Genomic DNA, 19,182 nt, shown 5'->3' with positions numbered 1-19,182 from the left:
TTTCCGAGCGCCCCGTTGCTATGAGACCCGAAAGGAGACGCAATGACCCGCGTCCAGATGATCGGCGTGTCCAAGCGCTACCCGGGGCGGGGCGCCAACGCCGCGCCCGTCGTCGCCGTCGACGATGTGACGATCGACGTCGCCTCCGGCGAGATCCACGCCATCATCGGGTACTCCGGTGCGGGTAAGAGCACGCTGCTGCGCCTGGTGAACGGGCTGGAGCACGCGAGCGACGGGCGGATCCTCGTCGGCGACGACGAGATCACCTCGCTTCGCGAGTCGAAACTGCGCGAGGTGCGCGGCCGCATCGGCATGATCTTCCAGCAGTTCAATCTGTTCCATTCGAAGCGCGTCGCGAAGAACGTCGAGTATCCGCTGGTGGTGGCCGGCGTGCCGGCTGCGGAGCGGAAGCGCAGAGTCGCGGAACTGCTCGAGTTCGTCGGCCTGTCAGAGAAGAGCGGCGCGTTCACCGACCAGCTCTCCGGCGGCCAGAAGCAGCGCGTCGGCATCGCCCGCGCCCTCGCGACCAATCCGGGCGTGCTGCTCGCCGACGAGGCCACGAGCGCCCTGGACCCCCAGACATCGCGGGAGGTGCTCGCGCTGCTCAAACGGGTGAACGCCGAGTTCGGCATCACCATCATTCTGATCACGCACGAGATGGAGGTCGTGCGGGAGATCGCCGACCGCGTCACCGTCATGGACAGCGGCAGCGCGGTGGAGCAGGGCGACGTCTTCGACGTGTTCTCCGACCCGCAGTCGCAGACCACGAAGCGGTTCGTCGCGACGGCGCTGCCGACCGAGCCGCGGGCCGAACGGCTCGACGAGTTGCGAGAACGGCATCGCGGCAGGCTCATCGCGCTCACGTTCCGAGATGGCGATGTCGATCAGCCCGTCGTGTTCCGCACTCTCGCCGAACGCGGCGTCGGGGTGAGCATCGTGCACGGCGGCATCACCGATGTGGGCGGGCGGAGCTTCGGCAAGCTCACCCTCGAACTCATCGGCGACGATCTGAAGGTCGAGCACGCGATCGCGGCGCTCGCGCAGGAGACGGCTCTGGAGGTGCTGGCGTAATGGACAATCTCATCGAACTGCTCTCCAACGGCAAGTTCCTCGAAGCGACGATTCAGACGCTGACGTATGTGGTCATCGCCATGGGCCTGGGCGGCGTGCTCGGGCTCGTGCTGGGCGTGCTGCTGACGGTGACGCGTCAGGGCGGGGTGCTGCAGAGCCGCGGCGTCTACGTGGTGCTGAACTTCCTCGTCAACTTCTTCCGACCGATTCCATTCGTCATCTTGATCGCCGCAATCCAGCCGCTCGCCCGCGTCGTCGTCGGAACCGGCATCGGTGATCGCGCGCTCATCTTCGTGCTGACCTTCGCCGCGACCTTCGGCATCGCCCGACTCGTCGAGCAGAATCTGCTGACCGTGCCTCCGGGCGTCATCGAAGCATCGCGCGCCATGGGAGCCGGCCCGTGGCGAACGATACTGACCGTGCTGATTCCCGAGGGCCTCGGCCCCGTCGTGCTCGGCTACACCTTCGCCTTCATCGCCGTCGTCGATATGACCGCGATGGCCGGCGTGATCGGGGGCGGCGGGCTCGGAAACCTCGCGCTGCAGTACGGGTACCGGCAGTTCAACCCATGGGTGACCTGGGCCGCCGTGCTGCTCATCATCATCATCGTGCAGATCGTGCAGCTGCTCGGCAATGTCATCGCGCGGAAGCTGCTGAGGAGGTAACCGCATGTCCCAGACGCAACGATCGTTCGAGCTCGCCGATCTGCGAGCGGTCGCGGAGGAGCTGTGGCCGGGGGAGATCGCTGAGGGGTGGGACCGCGTCGGTCTCGTCTCCGGCGCAGACGCCGCACCGCTGCGCCGAGTGCTCCTCGCGGTGGATGCGGTCGACGCCACCGTGACGGAAGCGATCGAATGGGGTGCCGACGCCCTGCTCACGCACCACCCGCTGCTGCTCCGCGGGGTGCACTCCCTGGCCGAGGACACGGCGAAGGGGGCGCTGATCGCGCGGCTGATCCGCGGAGGCTGCGCAATGCTGGCCGCGCACACGAACGCCGATCAGCCGGCCGGCGGCGTCTCCGACGTCATCGCCGAGCGGCTCGGTCTCATGGGAAGCTCGCCGATCGTGCCGCACGCGTCGGACCCGTCGATCGGCATCGGGCGGATCGGCGAGCTCGAGTCGCCTGAATCGTTGCGGGCGTTCGCAAATCGTGTCGCAGCTGCGCTGCCGGCCACGGTCTCGGGGGTGCGGGTCTCGGGAGATCCTGATCGCTCCGTGCGGCGCGTCGCGCTCCTCGGCGGAGCGGGGGACAGCCTGCTCGATCACGCAGCTGTCCGCGGAGCGGATGTCTACCTCACCTCCGATCTCCGGCACCACCCGGCGCAGGAAGCCGTCGAAACGGGTGCTGTCTCCGGCGGGCCGGCTCTCGTCGACGTCGCGCACTGGGCGAGCGAATCGCTGTGGTTGGACGGAGCGGCCGACCGCCTCGCCGAGCGACTGCCCGGTGTCGAGTTCCGCGTGAGCGGCATCTGCACCGACCCGTGGACGTTCTCCGTCGGCGCCCGCCAGGCGTGAGAGCCGGAACCCGGCGGGGCCGGTAGGCTGGCACCCATGAAGGCCAGCCCGCGGCAGCAGCGACTCCTGCTCGATCTCCAAGACCTCGACAACACGCTCGCCCGTCTGCGGCGGAAGCGCGCGACGTTGCCCGAGCGGGCTGAACTCATCGGGTTGAGCGGCGACGCCTCCGACGCGAGAGCGAAGTACATGGCGGCGCAGCGCGAGCTCGATACGCAGAATGCTGACCTGGAGCGCATCGAGGCCGACGTCGCGCTCGTGCAGCAGCGACGCGACCGTGACGAGCAGCTGCTCGCGGCGAGCACCTCGAGCAAGGAGGCGCAGGCGCTCCAAGCCGAACTGGAGACGCTGACCCGCCGGCAGTCGGAGCTCGAGGATCGCGAACTCGAACTCATGGAGGCGCAGGAACGCGCACTGCAGGCGTTCTCGCTGGCCGAGGAGCTCTTCGCAGGAGTCGACGCGCGACGCGCCGATATCGAAGCCCGTATCTCGGAGGCGGAGCAGCGGATCGATCGCGAGTTGGCGTCGAACGCTGAGGAGCGCGCCGGCGTCGCGGCCGAACTGCAGCGCGACGTGCTCGGCCTGTACGAGGAACTGCGCAAGCGCGTCGGGATCGGCGCGGCGCGTCTTCGCGGAAATGTCTCAGAGGCCAGCAATATGGCGCTCGCCCCCGCCGAGCTGAGCGGAATCCGTGCCGCAGCTCCCGACGAGATCGTCTTCTGCCCCGGCACGGGTGCGATTCTCGTGCGCGTCGACGAGGAGTAGGGCGCGTCGAGTAAGCTGATGTCTGGAATGGGTCGGTGAGACGATCGCGTCGGTTCCGCCGCCTCGGCAGCGGGACCGCCGAGGAACGTCCGGGCTCCTCAGGGGAGAACGGTGGGTAACGCCCACCCGGGGCAACCCGCGAGAAAGTGCAACAGAGAGTAGACCGCCTGGCGTGGTTCGCCGCGCTCGGTAAGGGTGAAAGGGTGGTGTAAGAGACCACCGGCGTTCGTGGTGACACGGGCGGCCAGGTAAACCTCGTTCGGAGCAAGGCCAGACAGAGGATGATGACGCGCCCCGCCGAGTCCTCGGGTAGGCCGCTAGAGAGTGCTGGCAACGGTACTCCGAGAGAGATGATCGTCACCGGCCGGTTCGCCGGCCGGAACAGAACCCGGCGTATGATCCGGCCCATTCCACTGCACATCACACGGGTGCGTCGTCCGAGGCTCCCGTCTCTCCGGCTTCAGTCGGACACGGTGAGCAGTTCGAAACCGTCCTCTCGGATGAGCACCGTGTGCTCGAACTGCGCGGTCACACTCCGATCCCGGGTCACCACCGTCCAGCCGTCGTCCCACTGCTCCCACTCGTGAGTTCCCAGCGTGAGCATGGGTTCCACCGTGAACACCATGCCCGGCTTGATGATGTCGCCATAGGCGGGGGCCGAGTCGTAGTGCGGGACGATGAGTCCGGTGTGAAAGGCCGAGCCGACACCGTGCCCGGTGAAATCACGGACGACTCCGTAACCGAAGCGCTTGGCGTACGTCTCGATCACGCGGCCGATGACGTTCACCGCGCGTCCGGGCTTCGCGGCGCGAATGCCGCGCATCATCGCCTCGTGCGTGCGCTCGACGAGCAGGTCGACCTCCTCCGACACTCGGCCGACGCGGAAGGTGCGATTGGTGTCGCCGTGGAAGCCGTCGAGAAACGCGGTGACGTCGACGTTCACGAGATCGCCGTCTCGCAGGACCGTGTCATCCGGGATGCCGTGGCAGATCACCTCGTTGACAGACGTGCAGGACGACGCGGGATACCCGCGGTACCCGAGAGTCGACGGGTAAGCGCCGTGAGCCGTCACGTACTCGTGCGCGACGCGATCGAGCGCTGCGGTGGTCGCACCGGGCGCGACCGCCTCCGCAACCGCATCGAGCGCTCCTGCCGCGATGCGACCCGCGGCTCGGATGCGGTCCACCTCGTCGCTCGTGTAGGTGTTGTCGCCCTCATACGCGGGCGGAGCAGCGAGGCCGACGTACGGCGGTCGGGTGATCGCACTCGGAACGGCGCGGGGCGCCGGTCGGGAACCGGGGATCAGGTGTCCGTGTGCGTCGAAGGGCATGCCTCTAGTCTAGGAAGTGCGGGAGGCGGAGCCGAACGCAGACGTCATCAAGTGCGCGCGAGCGCCGAGTGGAGGCCGACATGAGCAAGCAGGAGTGGGGAATCGACGACCCCGCCGACACGTTCTGGTTCAATACCCGCACGGGTCAGGTCGAGGACGGGCCGCAGTCGCTCTCGGTCGATCGCATCGGCCCGTTCGCGACGCGCGAGGAGGCCGCACGTGCTGAGGAAATCGTCGCCGAGCGAGCTCGCAAATGGCGCGAAGAGGAAGCCGCCGAGGACTGATCACGCCGTAACACGATTGTCACGGTCAGGGGATAGTCTGTGGCCATCGGCGGAGGCGGAGCGCGTATTTCGCGTGCGACGTGCCCGCAGACAGCAACGACGAACGGAGTAGGCGTGAGCAAGCAGCGCGATTTTGTTCTGCGCACCATCGAGGAGCGCGGTGTCAGGTTCGTTCGACTCTGGTTCAGTGATGTTTCGGGAACGCTCAAGTCGGTCGCGCTCGCGCCCGCCGAGGTCGAGGGAGCGTTCAGTGAAGGGATCGGTTTCGATGGCTCTGCGATCGAGGGACTGACGCGCGCGTACGAGTCGGACCTGCTCGCGGTGCCCGATCCGTCGACCTTCCAGCTGCTGCCGTGGCGCAGCCAGACGTCTCCGACTGCCCGCATGTTCTGCGACATCAGCACCCCGAACGGCGAACCGGCCGTCGCGGATCCGCGGAACGTGCTCAAGCGCACGCTCGCGACCGCCGCGGAGCAGGGGTTCAGCTTCTACACGCATCCCGAGATCGAGTTCTACCTGCTGAAGTCGAAGGAGTTCGACGCCCGCGGTCCGGTACCGGTGGATCGTGCCGGCTATTTCGACAACGTTCCCGGCGGCACGGCGCACGACTTCCGCCGCGAGAGCGTGAACATGCTTGAGGAACTCGGGATCTCCGTTGAGTTCAGCCACCACGAGGCCGGCCCGGGGCAGAACGAGATCGACCTGCGGTACGCCGACGCGCTGACCACGGCCGACAACATCATGACCTTCCGCACGGTCGTCAAAGAGGTCGCGATCGCGCAGGGAGTGCATGCGACGTTCATGCCGAAGCCGCTCGCCGGGCAACCCGGGTCGGGCATGCACACGCACCTCTCGCTGCTCGAGGGCGACACGAATGCCTTCTACGATCCAGGCGCCAGATACCAGATCTCGCAGACGGGGCGCCGCTTCATCGCCGGCCTCCTGCGGCACGCGCCCGAGATCACCGCCGTGACGAATCAGTACATCAACTCGTACAAGCGGCTCTGGGGCGGAGACGAGGCGCCGTCGTTCGTCAGCTGGGGCCACAACAACCGGTCGGCGCTCGTGCGCGTGCCGATGTACAAGCCGGGCAAGGGCGACGCGGCGCGCGTCGAGTACCGCGGCATGGACAGCGCTGTGAACCCGTACCTCGGGTTCTCGATGCTGCTCGCCGCCGGCCTGAAGGGTATTCGTGAAGAGTACGAACTTCCGCCGGAGGCCGAGAACAACGTCTGGGCGCTGAGCGACGGGGAACGCCGCGCCATGGGCTTCGATCCCTTGCCGGCCAGCCTGGACCACGCCCTCGCAGTGATGGAGCGCTCGGAGCTGGTCGCGGAGACGCTGGGGGAGCAGGTGTTCGCCTACTTCATCCGAGACAAGCGCCGCGAGGTGACTGAGTACCACAGTCAGGTCACGCCGTACGAGCTCTCATCGATGCTCGACACCATCTGATCGGTCTACGCTGGACGAATGGCACGCGAGCATTTCACCGTCACTCTGTCGGAGATCGCCCGCGCCGGATTCCAGGATCTGGCTGACGCACGGGACGCACTGACGGAACTGGCAGAGCGATTGGCGCAACCGATCGCTCCGCTGCTCTCCGGGCTCGCAGCCGCGGCCGATCCCGACGCGGCGCTCCATCGCGTGCGGCAGCTCTCGGAACAGCACCGCGACGTGCTCGCGGCCATCGACTTCGACGACTTCGCACGGCTCTGCGTACTGGTGGGCGCGTCGCCCGCACTGGGGGATTTCTTCACGCGGCATCCGGCCCGGCTTCCTGAGATCTTGCACGAGGGCGGAGCGGTCATCTCGGCGGATGACGCGCGTGAGGAACTGCTGCGGGCGGTGTCGGATGACGACACCGCAGAGCCGCTCGTCGCAGAGGCGGGGTGGATCGCGCTGCGCACGCGCTACCGCGAGCTGCTCGCGCAGCTCATGCTCTTCGATCTCTACGCCGGGCGTGACGGGCGGGCGGAGCGCGTATTCGAGGCGGTAGCCGAGTCCCTCTCCGGCCTCGCAGCAGCTGCGATCGATGCCTCGCTGCACGTCGCGAGAGCGACGCTCGCAGCGGGTGCATCTGGCCCGGCCGTTTCCCCGGAACGACTGGATGCCCTGCAGCTCGGAATCATCGCGATGGGAAAGTGCGGCGCCGGCGAGCTGAATGTCGTCTCAGATGTCGACGTCATCTTCGTCGTCGAGAGCAGCAATGCCCATGCCCTCGACGGCGACGCCCTCATCCGTCTCGGTACGCGTCTTGCGAGCGAGGTGATGCGAGGCATCCATGATCCGGCGATCGAACCGCCGTTGTGGCAGCTCGACGCGAACCTGCGGCCCGAGGGCCGGCACGGGCCGCTCGTGCGAACTCTCGGCTCGATGCGCAGCTACTACGATCGGTGGGCGAAGGCGTGGGAGTTTCAGGCGCTGCTCAAGGCGCGCCCCCTGGCGGGCGACCTGGAGATCGCCGCAGCCTTCGTCGCAGACACGCGCCCGCTGGTGTGGACGTCGTCGTCGCGGGAGGACTTCGTCGGATCCGTGCAGCGCATGCGCGAACGCGTCACCGAGCACATCGCCGATGAAGAACTCGACGTGCAGCTCAAACTCGGACCCGGCGGCCTTCGCGACATCGAGTTCAGCGTGCAGCTCCTGCAGCTCGTCCACGGCCAGTACGACGAGAGCCTGCACGTCGCCGGCACGCTGCCGGCACTGCGAGCACTCGTGGACGGCGGGTACATCGCGCGCAGCGACGGCGACTGCCTCGCGTCCGACTACTGTTTCCTTCGCGTGCTCGAACACCGTCTGCAGTTGCGCGACCTGCGCCGCACGGCGCTGATGCCGACCGAGGATCACGAACTCCGAGTGCTGGCTCGCGCGACCGGCCTGGCGCCGTCGGCCGCTGAGCTCCATTCCCGGTGGTCGGCGAGAAAGCGAGAGGTGCGCCAACTGCACCTCAAGATCTTCTACGCGCCGCTGCTCAGCGCCGTAGCGTCCCTCCCGGAGGAGGAGCTCGTGCTCGGCAGCGACGCCGCGCGGGCGCGCCTCGCGAGCGTGGGCTTCCGGGATCCCGATGGCGCTATGCGCCACATGGCGGCGCTCACGCGGGGTACGTCCCGGCGAGCGATGATCCAACGAAACCTGATGCCGGTGCTGCTCCAGTGGCTCTCCGACGGAACCGACCCGGATTTCGGACTGCTCGCGTTCCGCCGGGTGAGCGAGGCGAATCGTGAGACCCCCTGGTATCTGCGACTGCTTCGCGACGGCACCGAGGCCGCTGAGCGCCTCACCCGAGTGCTCTCGAACTCCAGGTACGCCGCCGAGCTCCTCGAATCCATCCCCGAGGCCGTCGCGTGGCTCGAGCGTGACGAATCTTTGCAACCCATGCAGTTGCAGACGCTCTTCGACGAGATGCGGGCCATCGCCTCGCGCCGAGCTGGCATCGATTCCGCCGCGGTCGCGCTTCGAGCAGTGCATCGCCGAGAGGTGCTGCGACTCGCGATGGGGCGCATCGTCGGGGTGATCGACGATGTCGCGGTCGCCGCCGGTCTCGACGCGGCGCACACGGCCCTCCTCGACGCCCTGCTGCTCTCGGTGCGCGGCGGCACAGCCTCGTACGGCAGAGCTCCGGCGAACTCGGAATCGGGCGGTGAGGCGCCGCCCGCGATCGAGCTGGCGCTGATCGGCATGGGCCGGTACGGAGGGCGGGAGCTGGGCTTCGCGTCTGACATCGACCTCATCGCCGTGTTCCGTGCACCACCGGACGTTGCGAGCGACCGCGCCTCCCGGGAAGCCACCAGGCTGATCTCCGAGCTGCGGCGAGCGGTCGCCGATCCTCGATTCCCGGTGGATCTCGATTTCGATCTTCGACCCGAGGGCAAGAACGGACCCCTGGTCAGGAGCCTCGACGCGTATCGCGCCTACTACGCTCGCTGGTCGGTCACCTGGGAGGCGCAGGCGCTCCTGCGCGCACGACCGGTAGCAGGCGACGCGCGCCTGGGCGCCGACTTCGTGTCGCTCGCCGATGAGATCAGATACCCTCAGCACTTCGCCGAAGAACAGGTGCGCGAGGTGCGCCGCATCAAAGCGCGCGTCGAGGCGGAGCGTCTCCCGCGCGGCGCCGATCCCAAGCGGCATCTGAAGCTCGGTCCGGGCGGCATCAGCGATGTCGAGTGGCTGGTGCAGCTTCTCCAATTGCGTTCGGGCGCAGAGCACCCTGCGCTGCGCACGGTGTCGACGGTCGCGGCCCTCCAGGCGGCGGGCGAGGTCGGCCTCCTGCGGGAAGACGACATCGAACACCTGCTCGATTCTTGGCGCTTCGCGAGCCGGGTGCGCACGGCACTGAAGCTGTGGACCGGCCGCTCTTCGAATTCACTGCCCACGGGTTGGAACGACCTGGCGGGGATCGCGGGCGTACTCGGCATGTCCCGGACGCACACGTCTGAACTCGAGGAACGGTGGTTCGCAGTGTCTCGCCGGGCGCGCGCCGTCTTCGAACGGGAGTTCTTCGGATACGAGGATGCTCCTCGGTTCACCGTGACATGATCGGACGTCGCTCGACAGCGCCGAACGACGACAAGCCAGACGGAATTCGGACACCGTTCACCGAAAACGCTCGCGCAAACCTCACCGGAAGCGTAACCTGATCGTTATGCAGTATTTGCAAAGGTTCCTCGAGGCGCTGCTCGCTGAAGACGGCGCCGAGTTCGAGGACGAACTCGAGTCCTAGTCCCTTCGAACCGGTGCGACACAGCCGTCGCGCCGCTCCATCGCGCCCCGAATCGCCGCACGCGAGCCGGGGCGCTTCTGCGCCCACGACACCTCCGCAACGCACACGGCGGCCCCGCTCCTATGATCAGGAGCGGGGCCGCCGTACGAGCGCCTCGCGAGCGTTACACGCCGTAGTAGAGCTCGAACTCGAAGGGATGCGGCCGCAGCGCCATCGGGGCGATCTCAGCATCGCGCTTGAACGAGATCCAGGTCTCGACGAGCTCCTCGGTGAACACGTCACCTTCGAGCAGGAACTGGTGGTCCGCCTCGAGCGCGGCGAGCGCCTCTTCCAGCGAGCCCGGCACCTGAGGAATGTTCTTGGCCTCCTCCGGGGGCAGCTCGTAGAGATCCTTGTCGATGGGGTCCATCGGCTCGATGCGGTTGCGAATCCCGTCGAGCCCGGCCATCATCTGCGCGGCGAAGGCGAGGTACGGGTTGCCCGAGGCATCGGGCGCCCGGAACTCGATGCGCTTGGCCTTCGGGTTCGACCCGGTGAGCGGGATGCGCACCGCTGCTGAACGGTTGCCGGCAGAGTACGCGAGGTTCACGGGGGCTTCGTAGCCCTTGACCAGGCGACGGTAGCTGTTGATCGTCGGGTTCGTGAACGCGAGCAGCGCAGGGGCGTGATGGAGGATCCCGCCGATGTACCAGCGCGCGATATCGGAGAGCTGGGCGTAGCCGTTCTCGTCGTAGAAGAGGGGCTCGCCGCCCTTCCACAGCGACATGTGCGTGTGCATGCCCGAGCCATTGTCGCCGAAGACCGGCTTCGGCATGAAGGTCGCGGTCTTGCCCCACAGCTCAGCGGTATTCTTCACCACGTACTTGAACTTGAGCACGTCATCCGCAGCCTTGACGAGCGTGTCGAAGCGGTAGTTGATCTCGGCCTGGCCGGGAGCGCCGACCTCGTGGTGGGAACGCTCGAGCTTCAGGCCTGCTTCGATGAGTCGCAGCGAGATGTCGTCGCGCAGATCCGCCTGCTTGTCGACGGGGGAGACGGGGAAGTAGCCGCCCTTCTCGTGCGTCGTGTTGCCGAGGTTGCCGCCCTCGATCTCGCGCGCGGAGTTCCAGCTCGCCTCTTCCGAGTCGATCTCGTACATCGTGCGGCGAGGAGTCGTCTCGTACCGGACCGAATCGAGGATGTAGAACTCGGCCTCAGGGGCGAAGAACGCCGTGTCCGCGACGCCGGTGGACGCGAGGTACTGCTCCGCCTTCTTCGCGACCTGACGGGGATCCTTCGAATAGATCTCGCCGGTACGCGGGTTGAAGATGTCGCAGATGACGATCAGCGTGCGCTCTGCGCGGAACTGGTCGAGGTACGCGGTCGAGACGTCGGGGATGAGCTGCATGTCGGATTCAGCGATGCCCGCGAACCCGCGGATCGAGGAGCCGTCGAACATCTGGCCGATTTCGAAGAAGTCCTCGTCAACCGTCGCAGCCGGGATGTTGAAGTGCTGCTGCACCCCTGGCAGGTCGGTGAAACGGATGTCGACGAACTTCACATCGGTGTCCTTGATGAAGTCGATGACTTCCTGCGGGGTGGTGAACATTCTGCTCCTCGGGTTCGTTCCGGCCGCGGATATCGGATCTTCACCGCGCCGATCGTGTGTCTCCACCTTAGGGGACCTTGATTTCAAAACCATGAGTCGTGTGTTTCACGGAGGTTACGCGGACCCGATGCACGACGCCTCGCGATACGGGTGTGTCAGGCCCGGATCAGCACGGTTCCGGCGATCTTGTCGTGGAACGCACGCTGATCCGAGTCCCAGACGAGCACCGGGACGACGAGGCACAGGAGCACCGTTCGGACGATCGGCCTCCACGGCCCGACCCACCCGCCGGTGAGCGGTACAACGCGAAGCCCCACGATGCGATGGCCGAGCGACCCGCCGATCGTCGGGATGAAGACGATCTGCAGGATGGCGAACACGAGCACATTCCACAGTTCCGGGTGGGTGCCGCCGATGAGCAGGTAGGCGGGAAGCGCTGCGAGGCCCCAGTCGATGAGGATCGCCACGACGCGCCGACCCACCCGCGCCACCGATCTTGGTCCCTCGTCTGGGAGCCCGAGCCGTTCGCCGGGCCACTGGCTCGGCTCGAGTTCGCCGAAACGCTGGGGAGCTGAGGACGGCATGTATCAGCGCGGGCGCTGCGAGCGAACGCGGTTCGGGTCCATGCCCTTGGGAATGCCGACCGGCGAGCTCTGCAGTGACGACAGACGCGTGTAGACCGCCCCGACCTCGTTGCGGCTCATGACCGGCTTCAGCTTGACGAGCGTGCGGGAGAGCTTCGAGAGCGGGATGCCGTCGCCGTCGGGACCCACATACAGGTGGACGACCTCCACATTGCGGAGCGCCCGCTTGACCTTCCGCTCCTCATCGGCTGCCATGCGCTGCGTGCGCTGGCGCGAGCCCTCGGAGATCAGGACGACCCCTCCGCGGCCGACCACGCGGTACACGGCGTCCTGATTGCGGTTGATCGCAATCGGGGTCTCGGACCCGCGCCATGAACGGCGCAGGGCGCTCTGCACGACTGCGCCGACCGCGCCGGGTCGCCCCTCGATCTGGTCGTACGCAGTGCGCTCCGCGCGACGGCCGAGCACGATCATCACGAGGAGGATGCCGACGAGGATGCCGGTGACCGGCCACAGGATCCACGCGAACCAGCTGCCGGGCAGCAGCCAGGCGAGCAGTACGGACACCAGAATCGGCGCCACGAAGCACAGGAGCAGGATCCACGGCAGGTTCGTATCGTGCACCTTGGTGGTGCGGTAGATCTCGAACATCTGCCGAATACGTCCGCTGCGCTTCGCCTTTTCTGCTGCCATGCATCCAGGATATCGCGTCGCGGAGGTGAGGAATGACCCGGCTCGGACATTGAGGGCGCGCGTTCGCTCACAGTGGACCCCGAAGCGGCGGGCGGCACGTCTATTCACAGAATGGAGCGCACAACCGAACGGGCACACTCAGGGCCGGAACACTGATGCGAAGACGTCGCGCGACGAGCCGAACCTCGCTCGGCGGGGCGGAGAGGAGGGTGCATCAGTGCGCACGAAACCGGAGGAGGCGCATCGCCGAGCGGGCGCCGCCGCTCGACTCGCGGGGGAGCTGCTCGAGTGGAGCGAGGCGGGGCTCAGTCGGCGGGCGGTCGGCCGGTGCGGGGTGCCCGACGGCGCCGAAGCCCGACACCGCGCGCGAGGCCACGACGCTGGGTGCGCTGCAATCGGCGTTCCGCGACACGAGCTCGCGTGCATGATCGAACGAGCTGACACCGTCGGCGCGGCGAAGCTGCTGCTCGACGCGGTGAACGAAGCCATCATCGACCTCGCCTCCCGCGGGGCGGACTGGCGACTCGACACCGCGCGCGAGTTACTCGGCGAAGCGGTGGAGCGCCGCATCACGCCGGCCGTGAAACGACCGGCCGTGGAAGGACCGGGGCCCGCGGGAGCGATGCCCGCTGACAACCGCGTGACCGAGCCCGTGGCGGCCGAGGAGCGCCCCCGCCACACCAAGGAGGGGCCGCGACCATCAGGAATGACGGACGCGACCCCTCAGGGGCGGCACGGTTAGATGCCGAGGTTCGCCTCGAACTGGCCGCCCTCCAGGCGCTCGCGCACCTGCGTGAGGAAGCGCGCCGCGTCTGCGCCGTCGACGATGCGGTGATCGTACGAGAGGGCCAGGTACACGGTCGAGCGGATCGCGATCGAGTCGCCCTCCGGTCCGGAGACGACCACGGGCTTCTTGACGACCGCACCGGTACCCATGATGGCTACCTGCGGGAGGAAGACGAGCGGCGTGTCGAAGAGCGCGCCGCGCGATCCCGTGTTCGTCAGCGTGAAGGTGCCACCGCTGAGTTCATCCGGGGTCAGCTTGTTGTCTCGGGTGCGCGCCGCGAGGTCAGCGATCTCGCCCGAGATCTCACTGAGATTCTTCGAGCCGGCATCGCGCAGCACCGGGGTGAGCAGTCCGCGCTCGGTGTCGACGGCGATGCTGATGTTCTCCGTCGACGGGTAGGTGATGGAATCACCATCGACCGTCGCGTTGATGATCGGGTACGTCTGCAGTGCTTCCGCCGCCGCGAGAGCGAAGAACGGCAGGAAGGACAGCTTCGAGCCCGTCTTCTCCAGGAACTCGTCCTTCTTCGCCTGGCGAAGCTTCGCGATGCGGGTGACATCCACCTCGACGACCGTCGTCAACTGGGCGGTGCCCTGCAGCGACGCGACGGCGCGTTCGGCGATGACCTTGCGCAGGCGACTCATCTTCTGCGAGGTGCCGCGAAGCTCCGAGACCTGGGGAGCAGGCGCTGCACTCGCGGGCTCAGCTGCAGCGGCAGGCTGAGCGGACGATGCGCTGTCAGCGGCAGCCAGCACGTCCTCCTTGCGGATGCGGCCTCCGACGCCCGAACCGCTGAGCGAGGACAGATCCACGCCGCGCTCGTGAGCGAGCTTGCGCACGATCGGGGTGACGTACCCCGCGTTCGAATCGGCCGAACCTGACGCGGTTCCCGCTGCTGGTGCCGGTGCTGCCGGGGCCTCGGTGGCTGCGCCGGTCTGCTCATCAGCCGGAGCCGGCTTCTCGTAGCCGGCGGTGCCCTGCGTCTCAGCCGGCGCGGAAGCCGCCTCCGGAGGCGACGCCTCGGAAGGTGCCGACTCCGACGGTGCGCTGGTCTGAGCCTCAGCGCTGGATGCCGATTCGGCAGCCGGCTTCGGTTCTTCAGCCGGTTCCGCAGCGGAATCGTCCGCAGCCTGCTCATCTGCGGGGGCGGTCTCCGCGGCAGGAGCGGCTGCGCCGCTTCCCACACGAGCGAGTTCTCCGCCGACCTCGACCGTTTCGTCCTCCTGCACGAGAATCTCCTGCAGCACGCCGGCGATGGGAGAAGGAACCTCGGTGTCCACCTTGTCGGTCGACACTTCGAGCAAGGGCTCATCGACCTCGACGGAGTCGCCCACGCTCTTCAACCAGCGCGTGACGGTGCCCTCGGTGATGCTCTCACCGAGTGACGGAAGCACGATGCTCTGCGAGTCGCCGGACGGCGATTCGGATCCCGCTGCTTCGGATGCGGGCGCAGACACCGGCTCCGAAGCGGACTCCGACGCGGGAGCCGTTTCAGCAGCGGGCTGAGGAGACTGCTCCGCTTCCTGGGGCGCTGCAGGCTCTTCTGCGGGTGACGCCTCCGCCGAGCCGTTGCCGTCGCCGATCTTCGCAAGCACGGCACCGACCTCAGCGGTCTCGTCCTCCTGCACCAGGATCTCTTCGACGACGCCGGCAACAGGCGAGGGGATCTCGGTGTCGACCTTGTCGGTCGAGACCTCGAGCAAGGGCTCATCGACCTCGACGGAGTCGCCGACGTTCTTGAGCCAGCGTGTCACCGTCCCTTCGGTCACACTCTCGCCCAGTGCGGGGAGGACCACCGATTCACTCATCGTGCATTTCTCCGTTCGTTGATCAATCTTCTCGCCGCGCTCAGATTGCGTGCAGCGGCTTGCCGGCGAGCTTCAGCATCGTCTCGCCGATGGTCTCGTTCTGCGTCGGGTGTGCGTGGACGAACGGCGCCACGTCTTCCGGGTAGGCCTCCCAGTTCACGATGAGCTGCGCTTCTCCGACGAGTTCACCGACGCGAGCGCCGATCATGTGGACGCCCACGACTGGCCCGTCGTTGACCCGCACGGCCTTGACGCTTCCGGCGGTGCCGAGGATCGAGCTCTTCGCGTTGCCGGCGAGGTTGTACTCGTAGGTCGTGACCTGATCCTCCCCGTACTGCTCTTTCGCCTTGGCCTCGGTGAGCCCGACCGACGCAACCTCGGGATCGCAGTAGGTGATCTTCGGGACGTTCGCATCCAGCACAGTCACGGGGTTGAGCCCCGCGATCTGCTCGGCGACGAAGACGCCCTGCTGGTAGCTGCGATGCGCGAGCTGCAGGCCCGGCACGATGTCACCGATCGCGTACACGCCGGGAACGTTGGTCTCCAGCCGCTCGTTGGCGAGCACGAAACCGCGATCCATCTCGACTCCGACCTCCTCGAAACCGAGGCCCTGCGTGACCGGGCCTCGACCCACGGCGACGAGAAGGTAGTCGGCATCGATCGTCGCACCGTCTTCGAGCGTGATCGTCACGCTGTCGGCGTCCTGCGAGACCGACTTGAACCGCACGCCGAGCTTGAAGTCGATGCCGCGTTTGCGGAAGGCGCGCTCCAGCTGCTTCGAGATCGACTCTTCCTCGTTCGGGACGAGGTGGGGCAGACCCTCGATGATGGTCACCTCGGCGCCGAACGACTTCCAGACGCTCGCGAACTCGACGCCGATCACGCCACCGCCGAGGATCGCTACGCGCTTCGGAATCTCGTGCAGCTCGAGCGCCTGCTCGCTGGTGATGACGCGGCCTTCGATGTCGAGACCGGGGAGCGATCGCGAGAAGGAGCCGGTCGCCAGCACGATGTGCTTCCCGACGATGCGATCCGAGCCGACCTGCACCGCATCGGCGGCGACGAGCCTGCCTTCGCCCTCGATGACGGTGATCTTGTTGGCCTTGAGCAGGCCCTGCAGGCCCTTGTACTTGCTGGCGACGAGCTTCTCGCGGAAACGCGTGACGCCCTCGATGTCGATGCCGGCGACGCTCGATTTGACTCCGTACGCCTCGCCATCGCGGGCCGCATCCGCGATCTCTGCCGAGTGCAAGAGTGCCTTCGTCGGCACGCAACCGCGGTGCAGGCAGGTGCCGCCGAGTTTGTCTTTCTCGATGACCGCGGCGCTGTATCCCAGCTGCGTCGCGCGGATCGCCGCCGCATAGCCGGCGCTGCCGCCGCCGAGTACTACGATGTCAAACTGCTGATCGGCCAAGTGGGGTCTCCCTCGGAAAGCTCGCAATGTGAAGGGCGCCCATGAGATGCCGGGCGCGCCTTGTCCAGACTACACCTGTGAGTGCGTGGTGCCATGCGGGTCGTTTCGCTGTGGGCGTGACCGAAACCGCCGGCAGAGCGCGCGGCGTTCGTAGGATGGAACAGTGACCGAATCGATCTTTTCCGCTGACTACGCCGAGCGCCGCGCTCGGGTTCCTCGCGGGCTCCCGCTCGTCGTTGCGATGCAGGGCCTCACGGACGCCGGCGGCGCCATCGCGCAACTCGAGGAGTACCTCTGGGAGCACTGCGGGCCTGAGGAACTGGTGCGATTCAACGCCGACCTGCTGCTCGACTACCGCGCTCGGCGGCCCGTCATCACCTTCGACGAGGATCACTTCGTCGATTACGCTCCCGAAGAGCTGACGCTCTCCCTGCTGCACGACGAACTCGGCGCACCCTTCCTGCTGCTCAGCGGGTACGAGCCCGACTTCAGGTGGGAGCAGTTCATCGACACCGTGCTGCTGCTCGTGCACGAGTTCGAGGTGTCCATCACGGTGTGGTCGCACGCGATCCCGATGCCGGTGCCCCACACCCGGCCGATCTCGACGACGGTGAGCGGGTCGCGAGACGACCTCATCGAGGCGCGCTCCGTGTGGAAGCCCACGACGAAGCTCTCCGCTTCGGCGTCCCACGTGCTCGAGTACCGGTTGCACAGCCTCGGGGAGGAGGTGGCGGGCTTCGCCCTCCTCATCCCGCATTACCTCGCCAATACTGAGTACCCCGACGCGCTCTTCGCCGCGCTCGACGGCATCATGGCGGCGACCGGTCTGATACTTCCCACGGATGACGTGCGGCGCCTCGCCCGTCAGTTCAACGCGCAGGTGGACACCCAGATCGCTGAGAACGACGAGTCGACGGAGATGGTGCGCACGCTCGAGCAGCGCTACGACGCGTACATGGAGGATCAGAGCCCGCGCTCGCCTCTGGTCTCGGAGGACGGCTCGATCCCGACTGCCGATCAGCTGGCGAGTGAGCTCGAACGCTATCTCGCCGAGCATCGGCGCCGTGGCGGGGACGACGACGCGCCCGTGAAGTGATGTGAATGCGGGTGAATATCACTTTGCGACGCGCGTGACAAGAACTTCGTGGTGGACGTGCAATAATTGAGGTGCTGCCCATGCAATCCGGTCGCAATTTCCGTTCCGCGGGAATACGCCGGGCTTGACATGGGTTTTCATGCTGTGAGCACTCGCTGACGGTTTTCGTCGGCGGCACAGGCCGAAATCTGAGATGAGAGAGGCGGCTGCGTGGCAACTGCAACCACGACCACAACTCGAGCGTCCACTGCGGATGCGAAGAAGAAGGCTGTCGAGACCGAGGAGGTCGGTGAAGTGACCGAAACCGCGGCGGCTCCGCGCAAGAAGGCGGCGGCGAAGAAGACCACGGCGGCGAAGAAGCCAGCTGCGGCGAAAAAGCCGGCCGCGACGAAGACGAAGCGCGCGACCAAGAAGAGCGAGGCCGATGAGATCGACCTCGACGCTCCCGACGTCGACGAAGAGGCCGAGTCCGCCGAAGAGGAAAAGCCCGCTCCGGCCGTAACCGAACCGCTGCCGACGGGCGCCATCGTGCTCAAGGCTCGGGACGAAGAAGACGTTCCCACGATCACGACGGCGATTCCCGGCGCGACCGCCGACCCCGTCAAGGACTACCTCAAGCAGATCGGCAAGGTCGCGTTGCTCAACGCGGCCGAAGAAGTCGAGCTGGCCATGCGCATCGAGGCAGGGCTGTTCGCGGAGGAGAAGCTCTCGACGGAGAAGGGCCTCCCGAAGAAGCTCGAACGCGAGCTCAAGTGGGTCGCCCGCGACGGGCAGCGCGCGAAGAGCCACCTGCTCGGCGCGAACCTGCGTCTCGTGGTCTCCCTCGCGAAGCGGTACACCGGTCGCGGTATGCAGTTCCTGGACCTCATTCAGGAAGGCAACCTCGGGCTCATCCGTGCAGTCGAGAAGTTCGATTACACCAAGGGCTTCAAATTCTCGACGTACGCGACGTGGTGGATCCGCCAGGCGATCACCCGCGCGATGGCGGATCAGGCGCGCACCATCCGCATCCCGGTCCACATGGTCGAGGTCATCAACAAACTCGCCCGCGTGCAGCGGCAGATGCTCCAGGACCTGGGACGCGAACCCACGCCGGAAGAGCTGAGCCGCGAGCTGGACATGACGCCTGAGAAGGTCGTCGAGGTGCAGAAGTACGGGCGCGAGCCGATCTCCCTGCACACTCCGCTGGGCGAGGACGGCGACAGCGAGTTCGGCGACCTGATCGAAGACACCGAGGCCGTCGTGCCGGCTGACGCGGTGGGCTTCACCATGCTGCAGCAGCAGCTCGAGCAGTTGTTGGATTCGTTGTCGGAGCGCGAGGCGGGCGTGATCCGCATGCGCTTCGGCCTGGGAGACGGCATGCCGAAGACGCTGGATCAGATCGGCGACACCTTCGGCGTCACTCGCGAGCGAATTCGTCAGATCGAGTCGAAGACGATGGCGAAACTGCGCCACCCGTCGCGGAGCCAGCAGCTGCGCGATTACCTCGACTGAGCGAGCGAGCACGGAAAAGGCCCCCGGTGATGG

Annotated in this window: 16 protein-coding genes and 1 other RNA gene; 11 read left to right on the top strand and 6 right to left on the bottom strand. The window is 66.9% G+C overall.

The window, feature by feature from the left end; translation table 11 throughout:
- The first annotated feature begins 42 nt into the window (after positions 1–42).
- The 5 genes from JE033_RS01340 (at position 43) to rnpB (ending at position 3,763) form a co-directional block, all read left to right on the top strand.
- The gene (locus JE033_RS01340; protein ID WP_283242013.1) at positions 43–1,071 is read left to right on the top strand and encodes a methionine ABC transporter ATP-binding protein; all 1,029 of its coding nucleotides are present in this window, start codon (positions 43–45) and stop codon (positions 1,069–1,071) included.
- A complete protein-coding gene (locus tag JE033_RS01335) occupies positions 1,071–1,736 on the top strand; it encodes a methionine ABC transporter permease (RefSeq protein ID WP_090148763.1) in 666 nt (221 codons plus the stop codon). Before JE033_RS01340 ends, JE033_RS01335 begins: the two co-directional genes overlap by 1 nt.
- Before the next feature lie 4 nt (positions 1,737–1,740).
- The gene (locus JE033_RS01330; protein ID WP_200328937.1) at positions 1,741–2,586 is read left to right on the top strand and encodes a Nif3-like dinuclear metal center hexameric protein; all 846 of its coding nucleotides are present in this window, start codon (positions 1,741–1,743) and stop codon (positions 2,584–2,586) included.
- A gap of 36 nt (positions 2,587–2,622) precedes the next feature.
- Positions 2,623–3,351, top strand: a complete 729-nt coding sequence (locus tag JE033_RS01325) for a zinc ribbon domain-containing protein (RefSeq protein ID WP_200328935.1) — start codon at positions 2,623–2,625, stop codon at positions 3,349–3,351.
- Between the two features lie 28 nt (positions 3,352–3,379).
- An RNA gene (gene rnpB / locus JE033_RS01320) (RNase P RNA component class A) lies at positions 3,380–3,763 on the top strand.
- 48 nt (positions 3,764–3,811) lie between these two features.
- Here rnpB and map read toward each other — a convergent pair.
- Entirely contained in the window at positions 3,812–4,681 is an 870-nt protein-coding gene (gene map / locus JE033_RS01315; protein ID WP_200328933.1) for a type I methionyl aminopeptidase, read from the bottom strand.
- A gap of 80 nt (positions 4,682–4,761) precedes the next feature.
- Between map and JE033_RS01310 the strand changes: the two genes are divergently transcribed.
- The 3 genes from JE033_RS01310 (at position 4,762) to JE033_RS01300 (ending at position 9,501) form a co-directional block, all read left to right on the top strand.
- Positions 4,762–4,965, top strand: coding sequence for a methionine aminopeptidase (locus JE033_RS01310; RefSeq protein WP_200328931.1), 204 nt, complete (start codon positions 4,762–4,764; stop codon positions 4,963–4,965).
- 114 nt (positions 4,966–5,079) lie between these two features.
- Positions 5,080–6,417, top strand: coding sequence for a type I glutamate--ammonia ligase (glnA, locus tag JE033_RS01305; RefSeq protein WP_090148778.1), 1,338 nt, complete (start codon positions 5,080–5,082; stop codon positions 6,415–6,417).
- Between the two features lie 18 nt (positions 6,418–6,435).
- Positions 6,436–9,501, top strand: a complete 3,066-nt coding sequence (locus JE033_RS01300; RefSeq protein WP_200328929.1) for a bifunctional [glutamine synthetase] adenylyltransferase/[glutamine synthetase]-adenylyl-L-tyrosine phosphorylase — start codon at positions 6,436–6,438, stop codon at positions 9,499–9,501.
- 347 nt (positions 9,502–9,848) lie between these two features.
- On the opposite strand, the gene glnA (JE033_RS01295) is transcribed toward JE033_RS01300, so the two are convergent.
- The 3 genes from glnA (JE033_RS01295) to JE033_RS01285 all read right to left on the bottom strand — a co-directional run bounded on the left by glnA (JE033_RS01295) (position 9,849) and on the right by JE033_RS01285 (position 12,550).
- Positions 9,849–11,273: a type I glutamate--ammonia ligase gene (gene glnA, locus JE033_RS01295; protein WP_090148784.1), complete on the bottom strand. Its 1,425-nt coding sequence runs from the start codon at positions 11,271–11,273 to the stop codon at positions 9,849–9,851.
- A gap of 155 nt (positions 11,274–11,428) precedes the next feature.
- Positions 11,429–11,857 carry an RDD family protein gene (locus JE033_RS01290; RefSeq protein ID WP_200328926.1) on the bottom strand — a complete coding sequence of 143 codons (429 nt, stop codon included), beginning with the start codon at positions 11,855–11,857 and terminating at the stop codon, positions 11,429–11,431.
- 3 nt (positions 11,858–11,860) lie between these two features.
- The gene (locus tag JE033_RS01285; protein ID WP_090148789.1) at positions 11,861–12,550 is read right to left on the bottom strand and encodes a DUF4191 domain-containing protein; all 690 of its coding nucleotides are present in this window, start codon (positions 12,548–12,550) and stop codon (positions 11,861–11,863) included.
- A 217-nt stretch (positions 12,551–12,767) separates the two neighbouring features.
- Here JE033_RS01285 and JE033_RS01280 point away from each other — a divergent pair, with 217 nt between their 5' ends.
- Positions 12,768–13,292 (top strand): hypothetical protein, encoded by a 525-nt coding sequence (locus JE033_RS01280; protein WP_200328924.1) that lies wholly within the window; start codon positions 12,768–12,770, stop codon positions 13,290–13,292.
- On the opposite strand, the gene sucB is transcribed toward JE033_RS01280, so the two are convergent.
- Entirely contained in the window at positions 13,289–15,145 is a 1,857-nt protein-coding gene (gene sucB / locus JE033_RS01275) for a 2-oxoglutarate dehydrogenase, E2 component, dihydrolipoamide succinyltransferase (protein ID WP_200328922.1), read from the bottom strand. The two genes, JE033_RS01280 and sucB, sit on opposite strands and share 4 nt — an antisense overlap.
- Before the next feature lie 40 nt (positions 15,146–15,185).
- Positions 15,186–16,559, bottom strand: a complete 1,374-nt coding sequence (gene lpdA, locus JE033_RS01270) for a dihydrolipoyl dehydrogenase (RefSeq protein WP_200328920.1) — start codon at positions 16,557–16,559, stop codon at positions 15,186–15,188.
- 163 nt (positions 16,560–16,722) lie between these two features.
- Between lpdA and JE033_RS01265 the strand changes: the two genes are divergently transcribed.
- Complete coding sequence (locus JE033_RS01265; protein WP_090148803.1) at positions 16,723–17,655, top strand: PAC2 family protein; 933 nt, start codon at positions 16,723–16,725, stop codon at positions 17,653–17,655.
- 210 nt (positions 17,656–17,865) lie between these two features.
- Positions 17,866–19,149, top strand: coding sequence for an RNA polymerase sigma factor (locus tag JE033_RS01260; RefSeq protein ID WP_090148806.1), 1,284 nt, complete (start codon positions 17,866–17,868; stop codon positions 19,147–19,149).
- Positions 19,150–19,182: the final 33 nt, after the last annotated feature.

This window comes from Leucobacter sp. L43 (assembly GCF_016597785.1).
GTDB lineage: Bacteria > Actinomycetota > Actinomycetes > Actinomycetales > Microbacteriaceae > Leucobacter > Leucobacter alluvii.
This window is presented reverse-complemented; position numbering and strand designations above follow the sequence as displayed.

Coding starts and splice junctions, on each gene's coding strand:
- JE033_RS01335 (WP_090148763.1), top strand. CDS start 1,071: ATGGACAATCTCATCGAACTGCTCTCCAACGGCAAGTTCCTCGAAGCG.
- JE033_RS01290 (WP_200328926.1), bottom strand. CDS start 11,857: ATGCCGTCCTCAGCTCCCCAGCGTTTCGGCGAACTCGAGCCGAGCCAG.
- JE033_RS01285 (WP_090148789.1), bottom strand. CDS start 12,550: ATGGCAGCAGAAAAGGCGAAGCGCAGCGGACGTATTCGGCAGATGTTC.
- map (WP_200328933.1), bottom strand. CDS start 4,681: ATGCCCTTCGACGCACACGGACACCTGATCCCCGGTTCCCGACCGGCG.
- sucB (WP_200328922.1), bottom strand. CDS start 15,145: ATGAGTGAATCGGTGGTCCTCCCCGCACTGGGCGAGAGTGTGACCGAA.
- JE033_RS01330 (WP_200328937.1), top strand. CDS start 1,741: ATGTCCCAGACGCAACGATCGTTCGAGCTCGCCGATCTGCGAGCGGTC.
- JE033_RS01310 (WP_200328931.1), top strand. CDS start 4,762: ATGAGCAAGCAGGAGTGGGGAATCGACGACCCCGCCGACACGTTCTGG.
- JE033_RS01300 (WP_200328929.1), top strand. CDS start 6,436: ATGGCACGCGAGCATTTCACCGTCACTCTGTCGGAGATCGCCCGCGCC.
- JE033_RS01340 (WP_283242013.1), top strand. CDS start 43: ATGACCCGCGTCCAGATGATCGGCGTGTCCAAGCGCTACCCGGGGCGG.
- JE033_RS01325 (WP_200328935.1), top strand. CDS start 2,623: ATGAAGGCCAGCCCGCGGCAGCAGCGACTCCTGCTCGATCTCCAAGAC.
- glnA (WP_090148784.1), bottom strand. CDS start 11,273: ATGTTCACCACCCCGCAGGAAGTCATCGACTTCATCAAGGACACCGAT.